Consider the following 12117-nt stretch of genomic DNA (forward strand, 5'->3'; position numbering starts at 1 on the left):
AAACTAAGTTTTCTTATATTTAACTCACAAACAAAGAAAGGCCCCAGCGTTGCTGTAACAACCTGGAGCGTGACCCACAACCAGCCTGTGAGTGAGATAAGTATGGCAACTAAATCCAATATTCTCAAGTCTGCATTCATTGCAGCATCAATCAGCGCGGGGATAGCAGTAGCTTACGCTTTCCAGCCGGCTAAAACTGCTGATGAATTAGCAGAGCCGCAAATCAACATCGCTGCAAAGCAATACGAAGTTCAAAGCGTGAATTGCAATCAAATCTGTGTCGCTACTGTTAAAGCTGACGATTACAACATCTATGTCGAGTATGCGCTGGATGATGGCTCGGTTGAGTTTTTAGACATTCTCAATGTCGTGCGTCATGAGGAAGCGGTTAATGCCTATGTTGATCGTTATGAGATTGAAAAGATTAATGCTGCGATTGCGAAGGGAGAGCGCTGATGGGTATTAAAAAATTAGTAACCATGACGGTTGAAGTTGAGATTGAAATTGAACTTTCAGACAGCCTTGCAAACCCAACTCCTGAAGATATTGAAGGCATTAATTACTGTGGCTTCGATGTTGAGAACTCTGATGATGTTTACAAAGAGGCTGCTCGCTTAGTCCTTCTTGGTTATGACGATTGCAACAATGATGTTTTTGGGTACATCAAACAATCATGGACCAAGGGTCTAAGCAATCCCCCAGAAGCTACAAGTTTTTATGACCTTAAAGATCTTTATGTCGAGGATTTTAAGGTTGAGGAAATTAACGCTGCGATTGCTGGGGGTGTGAAGTGAGTCATCCAACTTTAGAGCAATTCTTGAAAGATGTTGCCCACCATCAACTGACTGTGAACCTAGATCAAGGCTTATTTCGGGACGTGACAATTCAAAGACCGGGTTGCTGTGAAATGCATTATCACATCACCACTCGTCCGGGCTATTTAATGTTTACCGGTGACATGGGCAGCTTTGTATTTACTCGCCTTGCGGACATGTTTGGCTTTTTCCGTGACAAAGATGGCTACGACATTAATCCGGGTTACTGGGAAGAAAAATTAGAGGCTGTGGATTCTCGCGGTGGTGCCAAGGAATTCTCAAGCGACTTAGCAAAAGAGACATTAATTGAACATCTGCAAGATCATCTTGAAGGGCTAGATTCGGGTCGCTATGAGAAAGATCAGTCTGATGCTGAAGAAGCCAAAGAAGCTATAGAGCACCTGATTGGCTTGGCCGAAGATGATAAGCATGATTTTTACGAAACATTGCGCAACTGGGATGCTGATGATGCTGGTGGCTTAGATATGGATTGCTGGTGGGAGTGGGATTTTAACGATCATACCTATCGCTATATCTGGGCATGTTTTGCCATTGTTCACGCAATCAAGCTGTATGACGCGCATAAATCTAATGAGGTGCAACCATGAACACTTACGCTCAATTCTGTGGATGTGGTGCGGCAATGCGACCTATCAGCCACATCGGCAACCAATCTTTATTTCTGTGCCGTGATGGTCATAACACTCGCGTTACAAGCTGCAAGGTGAATGAAGATTTCACCCGTGATTTGTACTTTTCAGACCTGCCGAGCTTCAAGGTGGATTCTGATATTTCGATTGAAGATAACGTGCTGACGTTTGGTTTATATCGTCAGATTGGTGAAAACCTGTATGCAACAGCTGATTGTTCAATGCCTGTATTGCCTCACACGATGACGCAAATGCGTAGCTCGAATGGTGATATGCGATATGCCGAGCCAGTGGATATTGATTCTTGGTTGGTGGTGAAAGATACACCTGTGACCTTGCTGGATGTTTGGAACTTTGAAGGTGGGGAAGGTCAGACATTTACGCTGACGGATGAGCAGATTAAAGAATTACAGCGTCTTGTGAATGAGTACGCGGAACAACTATTTGAAGAGGTGGTTTGAGATGAATGCACCAGTAAAAACAGAAAATCAGGTTGCTGAGCATGATCCTAAGTCGATCAAAGCTTATGTATCAGACGCAAAAATCCGCCAAAAATTTGAAGAAGTGCTAGGTAAGAAAACTCAAGGCTTCCTGGCTTCGGTAATGCAGGTGGCGAACCAACCACAACTTAAAGGCGCAGTACCTGCAACTGTAATCAATGCAGCAATGATGGCAGCAACACTCGATTTGCCAATCAATAATAACCTTGGCTTTGCTTACATTGTTCCATACAAGCGCAAGTTTAAAGATGCTCAAGGTAAATGGTCTGAGTCTTTAGAGGCTCAATTCCAGATGGGATACAAAGGCTTTATTCAGTTGGCACAGCGTTCAGGTCAGTTTGCACGTATTGCAGCAACACCAGTATTTGAAGGTCAATTGATTTCAGCAAATCCCCTGCTTGGCTATGAGTTCGACTGGACAGTTCCAAATCAGGGTGAAGCTATTGGCTATGTGGCTTTCTTTAAGTTGCTGAATAGTTTTACTGCTGAGCTTTACATGAGCACTGCTGATGTGAAAAAGCATGCGGGCAAATACAGCCAGTCATTCAAATATGGTTCTGGTGTCTGGAAAGACAACTTTGAATCCATGGCTCTTAAGACTGTGACCAAGCTGCTGTTATCTAAACAGGCACCACTTTCAATTGAAATGCAGACGGCACAACTTGCGGATCAGGCGATTGTTCGTGATGTGGAAACCAATGATTTTGATTACATCGACCATAACGAAAGTGTTGGTGCTATTGAAACCAAAATGACTGTTCCAGATGCTGAGTTTCCGGTGCTTCTTGAGCAAGTTAAAGCAGGCGCATTCGAGAAAGACTATGTGCTGAGTGAATACGCGCTGACAGATGCACAACGTCAAGCTGTGGAGGTGTTGCCATGAAGTTATTCCGCTGTTCTTCCCTTCATAAACTTATTGGTGATGGTCGCTCTAAAGCGGCTATCATCAGCGATACAGCAAAATCAGCAATTCGTGATGTGGTTAAAGAAGACCTTTATGGCTTCCGCTCATTCACTGGTAATCAGTACACGGCTAAAGGGAATTTGCTTGAAGATGTGGCGATTGAAATGTCTGGAAAGATGCGATTTCGTAAGCTTACAAAACATGTTGGTCGGGTCGGTAATGACCTGATCACCGGTGAGTGTGATGTGCTGGATCCGGAACGCAAGCTGATCATCGACACCAAATGTACCTGGGATATTGGCACCCATCCTTTCTTTGTTGATGAGGCAATGGAGAAGGTTAAAAAAGCAGGATATGACGTTCAGATGCAGGCTTATATGTGGCTGTATGAATGCGAAGTTGCTGAGGTGGATTTCTGGTTATTCCCCACTCCTGTTGAGCTTACAAAAGATTGGGATGATCGAGAACAGTTGATCGATATGGTTGAAGCTATCGACATTCGTGACCGACTAACCACTGTAGTTATTGAACGTGATGAAGCAATCATCCAGAAGATCAAAGATAAGATTCCGCACTGTCAGGAGTATTACGCAAAGCTTATGGCTGAACGTAGCAAGGGAGTGAAAGCAGCATGAAAAAACCAACTCTAGTCCATCCGCTCATGACTGAAGCATTCATTATCTGGCTGCTCAGTATTGGCTACAGAGCAACGGTCAATCAGCATGGCGTTCGCTTCTTTTGTGAAGTGGTGAATAAGAACTTTCCGCGTGATGTGGTGATTGCAGGGACTGGCCGATTGAATAAGCCAGCAACTCAATTGTTTGAAGAATTTAAGAAATATAACCCTTTTGAGGTGGCGTGATGGATATTAATAAAGAAAGAGAAGCGTTTGAGCAAGCATTAGTAAATCAGAAAAATGTTTCTATTAATAACTTGCATGTATGTACCATTTTTGATGCTGAAAAAAACAAATACTCACCTTCTGATGTGTGTGATCCAAAAGAAGATTTTATTGTTGATTGGATTAATTCTAGTTGGTCGATCTGGCAATCAGCCAAAGCCCAAGCGGTGCCGGAATGGATCCGCATGGAGGATAAATATCCAAAAGCTGGCGAATCGGTTTTGATATGCATCAATGGAATACGTCAAAACATAGCATATTTTTATGATTGCTCAGTAAGTAATGAATACTCTGACCACGATTGGTTTGAACCGGTATTTACGGGTGGTGAAGCCGGCGATGAGTGTGTTGTTAAGACCGAAGATGTTACTCACTGGATGTTGCTACCACAGGAGCCAGCCAATGACTGAAATTCAACAAACAAACATTGCTGTGGCTAACTTCATCATTGATGAGCTGCACAAGGACAAGCCTTTCAATTTGGTTTTGGATGCAGGTGAAACGGGTGCTTTGTATCACATTGCGAGTGAATCACATCACCTGCACAGTGATTTTGTTCGCAAGCTGGAAGCAACCTTAAGACAGCGCGTGAACAATGGTACTGGCGTGATTCTTGAGATTAATAGCAATGCTGATCTGTATTACCACATGCTGTCGTCATATATCGCGAAGTTTGATCAGTATGGCGTGGTAAAGGCTTTGGGAGAAGTGTCGTGAATTTGATTGAGCAATTGGGCGGGTATGAAGAAGCAAAAGAACTTCTAAGAATATCCATGATAAAAGGTGATTATGATGGGGGTGTTTTAAAGAAGACTCTCCTAGAATACCGCCGTCAGCACAATATTTTTGAGAAAGGCGATCAAGTTTGTTATATAGGCGAAATTCAGAAAAACCCTTTTTGGGACTTAAATTCCATTTTTACTATCAAAGAAATTTGGGATGGCGAAATAGATTTAATTACCAGTGATGATGATCTTGGTTGCTTCCCTGTGCGACCTCATCAGATTGGCCATGCCACAGATGCGGAAATAGAAGCTGGTAAAAGATTGGAGGTGAATCAATGACGGCAATGGCAAACATGGGTAACTTTATTGTTGCCCTGCCACCTTCAGACATTTGGTTGACAGATGATCAGGCGGCAGAATTTTTGAGTTATGAAAAGGGATATTTCAAAGCATCCATTATCTGCTTAAAGGGATTTCCAAAACCAAAGTACATTACCGAAACCGTAAAAGGTCGAAGATGGAATTTAAAAAAACTATCTGACTGGCTGGAAAGCAGGCCTGAAGATTTGAAAAAAGCAGTAGGCAGACCCCGCAAAATATAGCGGGGTTTTTCTTGATTAAAATATGGATTACGCCAGAATTACGCCAAAGGTATTATAAGTTATTGATTTTATAAGTGGTAGTGGTGCGCTCAGCGGGACTCGAACCCACGCCACAGGCTTCGGAGACCTGTACTCTATCCAGTTGAGCTATGAGCGCGCGATGCACATCATAACAAAAATTCGCATAAGGTAAAGCAACTATCTATAACTTCGTTATTTTTATGCCTATCCTTTATACAGTGTGCCAAAACAGCAACAGAGAATTCCATGTGAATGACTTGGTTTATTTTGCAAGATCACTCACAATATCTCAACTTTTCACCATTTGAGATCTCTATGACTGATGCGCTGACATTAAGGGATTTGTCGAAGACCTATGGAAATGGTTTTCAGGCACTTAAAGGAATCAACTTAACTGTACCTGAAGGTGAATTCTATGCCCTGTTAGGACCTAATGGCGCGGGCAAGTCCACTACTATTGGTATTATCAGTTCATTAACAAGAAAAACCTCTGGAACTGTTGAGATTTTTGGTCACAATCTGGATACCCACCCTTCTGAAGCCAAACAATGTTTAGGCGTAGTACCCCAAGAATTTAACTTCGCCCAGTTTGAAAAGACCTTTGATATTCTGGTCACTCAAGCTGGTTATTACGGTATTTCTAAAAAAATTGCTCAAGCGCGTGCTGAAGAATATTTAAATAAACTGGGTCTTTGGGAAAAACGCGCTACTCAAGCTCGCATGCTTTCAGGTGGTATGAAACGTCGCCTGATGATCGCCCGTGCGATGATGCATGAACCAAAATTATTGATTCTGGATGAACCGACCGCCGGTGTGGATATCGAATTGCGTCGTTCCATGTGGGATTTTCTTAATGAAATGAACAATAATGGTACTTCTATTATTTTGACGACTCATTATCTGGAAGAAGCAGAGATGTTGTGTCGTCGGATTGCGATTATCGACCGTGGTGTGATCAAAGAAGATACCACCATGAAGAACTTCCTGAATCAGCTTAATGAAGAATCCTTTATCTTCGATCTGGCTGCGCCTATTGAGCCATTAAATATTGAAATTATTGGTGTGAAATTTAATTTAGTTGATCCAATGACCCTAGAAGTGACACTGGATAAAGCTCATAGCATGAATGACCTGTTCCAGTTACTGGAATCTCAGAATATTCAAGTACGCAGTATGCGTAACAAGTCAAATCGCTTAGAAGAACTGTTTGTGAAAATGGTCGAGAAAAATCTGGATGGAGCTACACAATGAATATAAATCAGCTCGGCGTCGCCTTATATACCATCGTTCATAAAGAAGTTCGCCGCTTTATGCGGATCTGGCCACAAACCCTGTTGCCACCTGCCATTACCATGAGTCTATATTTCGTGATCTTCGGTAATCTAGTCGGTTCACGTATTGGGGAAATGGGCGGCTATAGTTATATGGAGTTTATTGTCCCTGGTCTGATTATGATGGCGGTGATTACTAATAGTTATGCCAACGTTTCTTCCAGCTTCTTTAGCTCAAAATTTCAGAAAAGCATTGAAGAGCTAATTATGAGCCCTGTACCTTTACATGCCATTTTATGGGGCTATGTATTGGGTGGTATAATTCGTGGTCTGTTTGTTGCCATTATTGTCAGTGCCATGAGCCTGTTTTTTGCAGACCTTTATATTACTAACTGGTTTGTGACTATATATACAGTACTCATTACCTCGCTATTATTCTCTCTAGGCGGTTTTATTAATGCTGTCTATGCCAAATCTTTTGATGATATTTCGATCATCCCGACTTTTGTACTTACACCACTGACCTATTTAGGCGGTGTATTTTATGCGATTTCAGCCTTAAGTCCGTTCTGGCAAAATCTCTCTTTAGTTAACCCGATCGTGTATATGGTCAATGCGTTCCGTTTCGGCATTTTAGGTCATAGTGATGTCAATGTTTCCATTTCATTGGTCGTGATTACTTTCTGGTGTGCCGTGCTTTACGGTATTGCTTACTATTTATTGTCTCGTGGTTCAGGAATGCGTGAATAATGAGTGTAGAACATTCTCTCCTTGGTAAAGACACCAACTATCCAACAGAGTATCAACCCGATATTTTGTTCCCGATTTCCCGTGCGCCTGCCCGTGAAAAATATGCCCATGTTGAAGCTATTCAGCAAGGTAAAGACTGGTGGCATGTATTTGAAATTTCTTGGTTAAATGCTGCCGGCGTACCTCAAGTGGCAATTGGTCGAATTACCCTGCCAGCATTTTCCCCAAATCTCATTGAATCAAAATCTTTAAAGCTATATTTCAATAGTCTGAACTTTGCCAAGTTTGATTCGAAAGAGGCCTTTATTACAACTGTAGAAAAAGACCTCTCAAAAGCTGCCGGTGCTGAAATCACACTGGATCTTTTCCATGTTGATGAACTGGAAATTTCCAAGCCTGAAGGTATCTGTATTGATGACCTAACTCCGGAACGCCTGGAAAATCATCCAGATGCTTCTTTATTGTCTTTAAATCGGCACAGCGATGAAAATATCGAAGTGCAACTCTATTCACATTTATTAAGAAGTAACTGCCCAGTCACTGGACAACCGGATTGGGGTACAGTATTTATACGCTATCAGGGCAAAAAACCTTGTTATAAGAGTATTTTGGCTTATATTATTTCGTATCGTCAGCACAACGGTTTTCACGAACAATGTGTGGAACAGATGTTTGCCGATATCTGGCAAAATCTGAAACCGGAAAAGTTGATGGTATATGCGACCTATACACGCCGTGGTGGATTGGATATCAACCCTTGTCGTGTATCGGATTCCACATGGATGCCTCGCCCTATTCGTTTAGCGCGACAATAAAAAACATTGAGGTTTAAAAATGCCTTTTTTTGGTTTTATTCCTTCTGCAGAACTATTAAATACAATTCAGACTGCACAGAAAAATAAAAACTCGAGTGAACCGCTTTATCCACTGCGTGATAAAACTGCATTAATGATTAATGATGAAATTATTGATGCAATTCTCACGGAACTGGTACGCCGTTTTCCGGCAAGCGAAAAACGCGATACGGCAGAAAAATTGGCGGGCTATATCAAGTCTACTGTGGCAGTGTTACTCAAACAGTTACTAGGTAAAGCACCAAATGAAGTCGTCAAGGAGTCGATCGCTTTCTCTGAACGCAGCCTGTTTAAAGATCCGGAAGGAAATTTCCGTATTGGTGAACCTCTGGATGCCAATCTGGTCACCAATCTAAAACACCATTATGCAGAATTAAAAGCTGGCCAAAGTGTCGATAAACAAAGTCTCAGCAATTTGTACAAACAGTTTGGTGAAGCGACTGTACGTCATTTTATGGTCGACTTTAATAAAACCTTAGATTTAGGCATGATTAAACGCAAGGCTGCTGATATTGGTGCTTCAGCAGTAATCAAGGCGATTAATATTGCAGCAGATAAAATCATCCTGAATTTAAATAAGGATGAATTGCAGGCAATGGCAGAATATCACGACACTTTATTTTTTACTGAATAAAGCCGCATATTTATTAAAAAATGCAGATTAAGCCTGACTTCGGTCAGGCTTTTCTGTGGCTTAAGAAATAGCTTGTTACAGTTATTGTGAACTAAAATACAAAATGCTGAAAAAACAACCAAACTTTTCCTGTTTTTAAGGGAGTTTATATGACTCCTATTCATCAGAATGTTATCTTTAATATTGCCTCTAATGCCAGAAAATTGAGAAAAGTGAATTGATCTTTTTCATGGCACGATTCAAATGACATAGCCACAAACCTACCAAAAAATTGGAAATCATACCAAGATGTTGAAATCGAATTTTTATAAAAAATTGAAGCAGCTTTCGATCCTTGTCAGTGCATTCGGACTCAGTAGTTTAAGCCTGGCCAACGATTTTCAATATCATCCCTCTTATGCCAGTTTCAAGCAGAATACCATGCAGACCTATGGTCTAAGTGCTCAGCAAGTAGACAGTGCAATGACGGGAGCAAAAAATCTTCCAAATATTATTAATATCATGAATCGTCCAGGTGAAAGTAAGCCCTGGTATGCCTATAAGACCAATTTTCTGTCAGAAGGCACGATTCAACGTGGTGTACGTTTCAAGCAGCAATATGCTGCAACACTAAATCGCGCTGAGCAGCAGTTTGGTGTACCACAATCGATCATTCTGGGTATTTTGGGGGTAGAGACCGGTTTTGGCAGCAACAAGGGTTCATTTGTGACCCGTGATGCACTGGCAACTCTTGGCTTTGGTTATGAACGTCGTGCGCAATACTTCCAGGATGAACTGGCGGCATTGATCGCATGGTCATATAAGGATGGTGTGTCAGCATCCTCAATCGTCGGTTCTTATGCAGGTGCTGTCGGCTATCCGCAGTTTATGCCAAGTAATATTCCAAAGTATGGGGTCGACTATGATGGTAATGGCCATATCGATCTACGTAATTCTGCGGTAGATGCGATTGGTTCAATTGCAAACTATCTGGCTCAGAATGGCTGGCAACGAGATCAGCCAATTGCCTTTCCTGCCCGTTATAGCGGTTCGAATCCTGATTCTGTCATCGCCAAGGATCTCACACAGCCAACGCCTTATGGAGTAATCAAAACCCAAGGGATCAGTCCGATGAATCCGATTGTTCGTGTTGATGATCTTGATATGGTCAATGTCATTCAATTACAAGAAAATTACGGACCGATTTACTATATTACTTTTCCGAATTTTCAAGTGATTACCACGTACAATCGTAGTCGTATGTATGCCACTGCATTGTGGCTTTTAGGTACAGAAATTACGAACCGATAACAGTAAAAATTACTACATATTATTAAAGTCAAGATTTTTATTAAACAAAATGCCTAAATTTTAGGCATTTTTTACGCTTTGTTACAATATTGATTATTTTTTAATCACTCATTGTTTATTTTGCGTACTTTTTTTAACTATTTTAATTAAACACTAGACAGCCAGTTGCCAGCATGAATATTATCCAATTCGTTAAATGTAGTTGCATAAGTTAAATATCAGGCATGTTTATAGGGTTATCAGCTACTTAGGTCCAATCTAATGAAACATGCTGTTAGGAGTTGATTCAATGCATTCTTCTTTTCTGAAGTATTTTATGGCCATCGCCGCGACCGTTACCCTAACGCAATCGCAAGCAGATATGGTTCAGTCATCATCATTCAATAATGATCATGACAATTCGCGTCTTGCAGCGCGTGTATTAAACAAAGAAGCTCAAAGCTTCAATTCAAATTTCACAAATTTGAACAGCCTTTCAATCACTGAGCGTTCTGGCGATAAAGTTCGTCGTCAAACTATTGCAGCAAAAATTGCAATTCCTGCAGAAGAGCCTTCAGTGATTGAGAAACTGAACAATGTTGCTTCAAACACAGTTCGTAAATTCAGTCAGACAGGTACAGCATCTTGGTATGGTCGTCAGTTCCATGGCCGTAAAACTGCCAGTGGTGAAACATTCGATATGAATGCAATGACTGCTGCACACCGTAGCCTGCCATTAAACTGCTTTATCCGCGTGACTAACAAAAACAATGGTAAGAGTGTTGTTGTGAAGGTGAATGACCGTGGTCCATTCCATGGCAACCGTGTTCTAGATTTATCTTACGGTGCTGCTAAACAGCTTGGTATTACCAATGCTGGTACTGCACATGTCAATATTGAGCGTGTAGATGGTCCAAACTCATAAGATTTGACCGCTCTACATTTAACTCAAAAGCCACAGTCATGTGGCTTTTTTATTTGGTGATGTAGAGCAAGCATTCGACTTGCTTTTATCCTTAATACTGTCGATGTTATTCCATTCAGGTATAAGCTTTCTCTAACCCTTATCAACCCACTATCGATTTCATTTTGACCATACCTCCAAACTGTTTTATATTTTGAAAACCGACAGTACGTTCATGGATGGGAGCGATAGAATGAAAACAATATCCGAATGGTTAGATGAATATAGTGAAAGTCATCAAAACAAAACCAACAAACTGATCCATTGGGTCTGCGTGCCTACCATCTATTTTTCCATTATTGGCATCATGGCGCACTTTAGCGCTTTACTGACTGCTCTGCTCCTGGTTCTGGCTTTTGTGTTTTATGCACGTTTAGACATCGTACTGGCTGTAGCAATGGCAGCGCTAACCCTGATGATGGCTTGGTTCATCTGGGTTTTACCTGTAGGTATCGGCTTCTTTATTGCCTTGTTTGTTTTTGCCTGGATTGGGCAATTTTATGGACATAAAGTTGAAGGTAAAAAGCCTTCTTTCTTCAAAGACCTTCAATTCCTTCTCATTGGCCCGTTATGGTGCATGGATGCCTATTTAGGCAAAGTCCTACCTAAATGGAAATCTCGTCAATCTGAGGCAATACAGTGCGCTTAAAGCGTATGTAATATCATTACATTTATAAAACCAAGGAAAATTCCCTTATTGATAGGTTTTTCCTTGGTGTTTTAACCAACCACTGATGTGCTTATTGGATGGATCATGATGGGTCCAATGAATCACCCCACCTTTGTCGCTATATTCATACTCACCAAAAAACACAACCTGGTCACCATTTTGAATATTCTGGATGCGTGGCGCCAGATCAATATTGTGCGCAACTAATACAGTTTGACCAGTGGATAATTCCAGAATAAATTTCTGATGACGGGAACCTTCATTATCATCTTTCAATAACACTACCACCTTACCACTCGCTTGAACCTGAAGATCACTTTGTCTGTACTGGTAAGCTTGCTCTATACGCTGGGTATCATCAGAAAGCTTATGCGTACTTTTTTGAACATTAGTCTGCTCTTGAAGCGCAATTTCTGCTGAAGGTATAAAAGTATTGGTCTGTTGTTTAGATTCTGATAAATCCAGACCTAAATAAGCAGCCACCAAAAGTGCAATGACAGCCCCGATCCCCATATTGGTTTTATTTGCCATAATTCCTCCTTGATTATTCTTTATTTAGTCATAAAAAAAGCCCCATTCGGGGCTTT

General features: G+C 41.2%; 19 protein-coding genes and 1 tRNA gene. 18 read left to right on the top strand and 2 right to left on the bottom strand.

Features of this window, described 5'->3' with window-relative positions:
- The first annotated feature begins 102 nt into the window (after positions 1 to 102).
- The 11 genes from ACWM1W_RS10385 to ACWM1W_RS10435 are packed head-to-tail and all read left to right on the top strand — an operon-like array spanning position 103 to position 5097.
- Complete coding sequence (locus ACWM1W_RS10385; protein WP_461603248.1) at positions 103 to 456, top strand: hypothetical protein; 354 nt, start codon at positions 103 to 105, stop codon at positions 454 to 456.
- A complete protein-coding gene (locus ACWM1W_RS10390) occupies positions 456 to 794 on the top strand; it encodes a hypothetical protein (protein WP_461603249.1) in 339 nt (112 codons plus the stop codon). Before ACWM1W_RS10385 ends, ACWM1W_RS10390 begins: the two co-directional genes overlap by 1 nt.
- Positions 791 to 1423, top strand: a complete 633-nt coding sequence (locus ACWM1W_RS10395; RefSeq protein WP_461603250.1) for a hypothetical protein — start codon at positions 791 to 793, stop codon at positions 1421 to 1423. The genes ACWM1W_RS10390 and ACWM1W_RS10395 overlap by 4 nt, the downstream gene beginning before the upstream one ends.
- Complete coding sequence (locus ACWM1W_RS10400) at positions 1420 to 1926, top strand: hypothetical protein (protein WP_461603251.1); 507 nt, start codon at positions 1420 to 1422, stop codon at positions 1924 to 1926. The genes ACWM1W_RS10395 and ACWM1W_RS10400 overlap by 4 nt, the downstream gene beginning before the upstream one ends.
- A 1-nt stretch (position 1927) precedes the next feature.
- Positions 1928 to 2848, top strand: a complete 921-nt coding sequence (locus tag ACWM1W_RS10405) for a recombinase RecT (RefSeq protein WP_461603252.1) — start codon at positions 1928 to 1930, stop codon at positions 2846 to 2848.
- Complete coding sequence (locus ACWM1W_RS10410; RefSeq protein ID WP_461603253.1) at positions 2845 to 3504, top strand: hypothetical protein; 660 nt, start codon at positions 2845 to 2847, stop codon at positions 3502 to 3504. Before ACWM1W_RS10405 ends, ACWM1W_RS10410 begins: the two co-directional genes overlap by 4 nt.
- Positions 3501 to 3731 carry a hypothetical protein gene (locus ACWM1W_RS10415; RefSeq protein WP_461603254.1) on the top strand — a complete coding sequence of 77 codons (231 nt, stop codon included), beginning with the start codon at positions 3501 to 3503 and terminating at the stop codon, positions 3729 to 3731. The genes ACWM1W_RS10410 and ACWM1W_RS10415 overlap by 4 nt, the downstream gene beginning before the upstream one ends.
- On the top strand, positions 3731 to 4180 hold the full coding sequence (locus tag ACWM1W_RS10420) for a DUF551 domain-containing protein (protein ID WP_461603255.1): 450 nt from the start codon (positions 3731 to 3733) through the stop codon (positions 4178 to 4180). Before ACWM1W_RS10415 ends, ACWM1W_RS10420 begins: the two co-directional genes overlap by 1 nt.
- Positions 4173 to 4487: a hypothetical protein gene (locus ACWM1W_RS10425; RefSeq protein WP_461603256.1), complete on the top strand. Its 315-nt coding sequence runs from the start codon at positions 4173 to 4175 to the stop codon at positions 4485 to 4487. Before ACWM1W_RS10420 ends, ACWM1W_RS10425 begins: the two co-directional genes overlap by 8 nt.
- Positions 4484 to 4834: a hypothetical protein gene (locus tag ACWM1W_RS10430; protein WP_461603257.1), complete on the top strand. Its 351-nt coding sequence runs from the start codon at positions 4484 to 4486 to the stop codon at positions 4832 to 4834. The genes ACWM1W_RS10425 and ACWM1W_RS10430 overlap by 4 nt, the downstream gene beginning before the upstream one ends.
- Positions 4831 to 5097, top strand: a complete 267-nt coding sequence (locus tag ACWM1W_RS10435; protein ID WP_416711702.1) for a hypothetical protein — start codon at positions 4831 to 4833, stop codon at positions 5095 to 5097. The genes ACWM1W_RS10430 and ACWM1W_RS10435 overlap by 4 nt, the downstream gene beginning before the upstream one ends.
- Before the next feature lie 81 nt (positions 5098 to 5178).
- Here ACWM1W_RS10435 and ACWM1W_RS10440 read toward each other — a convergent pair.
- A tRNA-Arg gene (locus ACWM1W_RS10440) sits at positions 5179 to 5254 on the bottom strand.
- A gap of 179 nt (positions 5255 to 5433) precedes the next feature.
- Between ACWM1W_RS10440 and ACWM1W_RS10445 the strand changes: the two genes are divergently transcribed.
- From ACWM1W_RS10445 to ACWM1W_RS10475, 7 genes are all read left to right on the top strand, one after another.
- Entirely contained in the window at positions 5434 to 6369 is a 936-nt protein-coding gene (locus ACWM1W_RS10445; RefSeq protein WP_375726157.1) for an ABC transporter ATP-binding protein, read from the top strand.
- Positions 6366 to 7139, top strand: a complete 774-nt coding sequence (locus tag ACWM1W_RS10450) for an ABC transporter permease (RefSeq protein ID WP_175967870.1) — start codon at positions 6366 to 6368, stop codon at positions 7137 to 7139. Before ACWM1W_RS10445 ends, ACWM1W_RS10450 begins: the two co-directional genes overlap by 4 nt.
- Positions 7139 to 7954, top strand: coding sequence for an NADPH-dependent 7-cyano-7-deazaguanine reductase QueF (queF, locus tag ACWM1W_RS10455; protein WP_034171236.1), 816 nt, complete (start codon positions 7139 to 7141; stop codon positions 7952 to 7954). The genes ACWM1W_RS10450 and queF overlap by 1 nt, the downstream gene beginning before the upstream one ends.
- A gap of 19 nt (positions 7955 to 7973) precedes the next feature.
- Positions 7974 to 8627 (top strand): hypothetical protein, encoded by a 654-nt coding sequence (locus ACWM1W_RS10460; protein WP_004784477.1) that lies wholly within the window; start codon positions 7974 to 7976, stop codon positions 8625 to 8627.
- Positions 8628 to 8915: 288 nt separating this feature from the next.
- A complete protein-coding gene (mltB, locus tag ACWM1W_RS10465) occupies positions 8916 to 9917 on the top strand; it encodes a lytic murein transglycosylase B (protein WP_034171235.1) in 1002 nt (333 codons plus the stop codon).
- A 289-nt stretch (positions 9918 to 10206) separates the two neighbouring features.
- Positions 10207 to 10821 carry a septal ring lytic transglycosylase RlpA family protein gene (locus ACWM1W_RS10470; RefSeq protein WP_004784482.1) on the top strand — a complete coding sequence of 205 codons (615 nt, stop codon included), beginning with the start codon at positions 10207 to 10209 and terminating at the stop codon, positions 10819 to 10821.
- 232 nt (positions 10822 to 11053) lie between these two features.
- Positions 11054 to 11509 carry an Mpo1 family 2-hydroxy fatty acid dioxygenase gene (locus ACWM1W_RS10475; protein WP_005236656.1) on the top strand — a complete coding sequence of 152 codons (456 nt, stop codon included), beginning with the start codon at positions 11054 to 11056 and terminating at the stop codon, positions 11507 to 11509.
- A gap of 45 nt (positions 11510 to 11554) precedes the next feature.
- On the opposite strand, the gene ACWM1W_RS10480 is transcribed toward ACWM1W_RS10475, so the two are convergent.
- Positions 11555 to 12061 (bottom strand): DUF3465 domain-containing protein, encoded by a 507-nt coding sequence (locus ACWM1W_RS10480; RefSeq protein ID WP_448765218.1) that lies wholly within the window; start codon positions 12059 to 12061, stop codon positions 11555 to 11557.
- Between the last annotated feature and the right edge of the window lie 56 nt (positions 12062 to 12117).

The organism is Acinetobacter sp. TW_SC_4 (assembly GCF_054861205.1).

Bases quoted from the DNA above. Each gene is read 5' to 3' on its own strand.
- ACWM1W_RS10470 (WP_004784482.1), top strand. From the start codon at position 10,207: ATGCATTCTTCTTTTCTGAAGTATTTTATGGCCATCGCCGCGACCGTT.
- ACWM1W_RS10425 (WP_461603256.1), top strand. From the start codon at position 4,173: ATGACTGAAATTCAACAAACAAACATTGCTGTGGCTAACTTCATCATT.
- ACWM1W_RS10480 (WP_448765218.1), bottom strand. From the start codon at position 12,061: ATGGCAAATAAAACCAATATGGGGATCGGGGCTGTCATTGCACTTTTG.
- ACWM1W_RS10405 (WP_461603252.1), top strand. From the start codon at position 1,928: ATGAATGCACCAGTAAAAACAGAAAATCAGGTTGCTGAGCATGATCCT.
- ACWM1W_RS10410 (WP_461603253.1), top strand. From the start codon at position 2,845: ATGAAGTTATTCCGCTGTTCTTCCCTTCATAAACTTATTGGTGATGGT.
- ACWM1W_RS10435 (WP_416711702.1), top strand. From the start codon at position 4,831: ATGACGGCAATGGCAAACATGGGTAACTTTATTGTTGCCCTGCCACCT.
- queF (WP_034171236.1), top strand. From the start codon at position 7,139: ATGAGTGTAGAACATTCTCTCCTTGGTAAAGACACCAACTATCCAACA.
- mltB (WP_034171235.1), top strand. From the start codon at position 8,916: ATGTTGAAATCGAATTTTTATAAAAAATTGAAGCAGCTTTCGATCCTT.
- ACWM1W_RS10460 (WP_004784477.1), top strand. From the start codon at position 7,974: ATGCCTTTTTTTGGTTTTATTCCTTCTGCAGAACTATTAAATACAATT.
- ACWM1W_RS10445 (WP_375726157.1), top strand. From the start codon at position 5,434: ATGACTGATGCGCTGACATTAAGGGATTTGTCGAAGACCTATGGAAAT.
- ACWM1W_RS10420 (WP_461603255.1), top strand. From the start codon at position 3,731: ATGGATATTAATAAAGAAAGAGAAGCGTTTGAGCAAGCATTAGTAAAT.
- ACWM1W_RS10385 (WP_461603248.1), top strand. From the start codon at position 103: ATGGCAACTAAATCCAATATTCTCAAGTCTGCATTCATTGCAGCATCA.
- ACWM1W_RS10475 (WP_005236656.1), top strand. From the start codon at position 11,054: ATGAAAACAATATCCGAATGGTTAGATGAATATAGTGAAAGTCATCAA.
- ACWM1W_RS10400 (WP_461603251.1), top strand. From the start codon at position 1,420: ATGAACACTTACGCTCAATTCTGTGGATGTGGTGCGGCAATGCGACCT.
- ACWM1W_RS10415 (WP_461603254.1), top strand. From the start codon at position 3,501: ATGAAAAAACCAACTCTAGTCCATCCGCTCATGACTGAAGCATTCATT.
- ACWM1W_RS10450 (WP_175967870.1), top strand. From the start codon at position 6,366: ATGAATATAAATCAGCTCGGCGTCGCCTTATATACCATCGTTCATAAA.
- ACWM1W_RS10390 (WP_461603249.1), top strand. From the start codon at position 456: ATGGGTATTAAAAAATTAGTAACCATGACGGTTGAAGTTGAGATTGAA.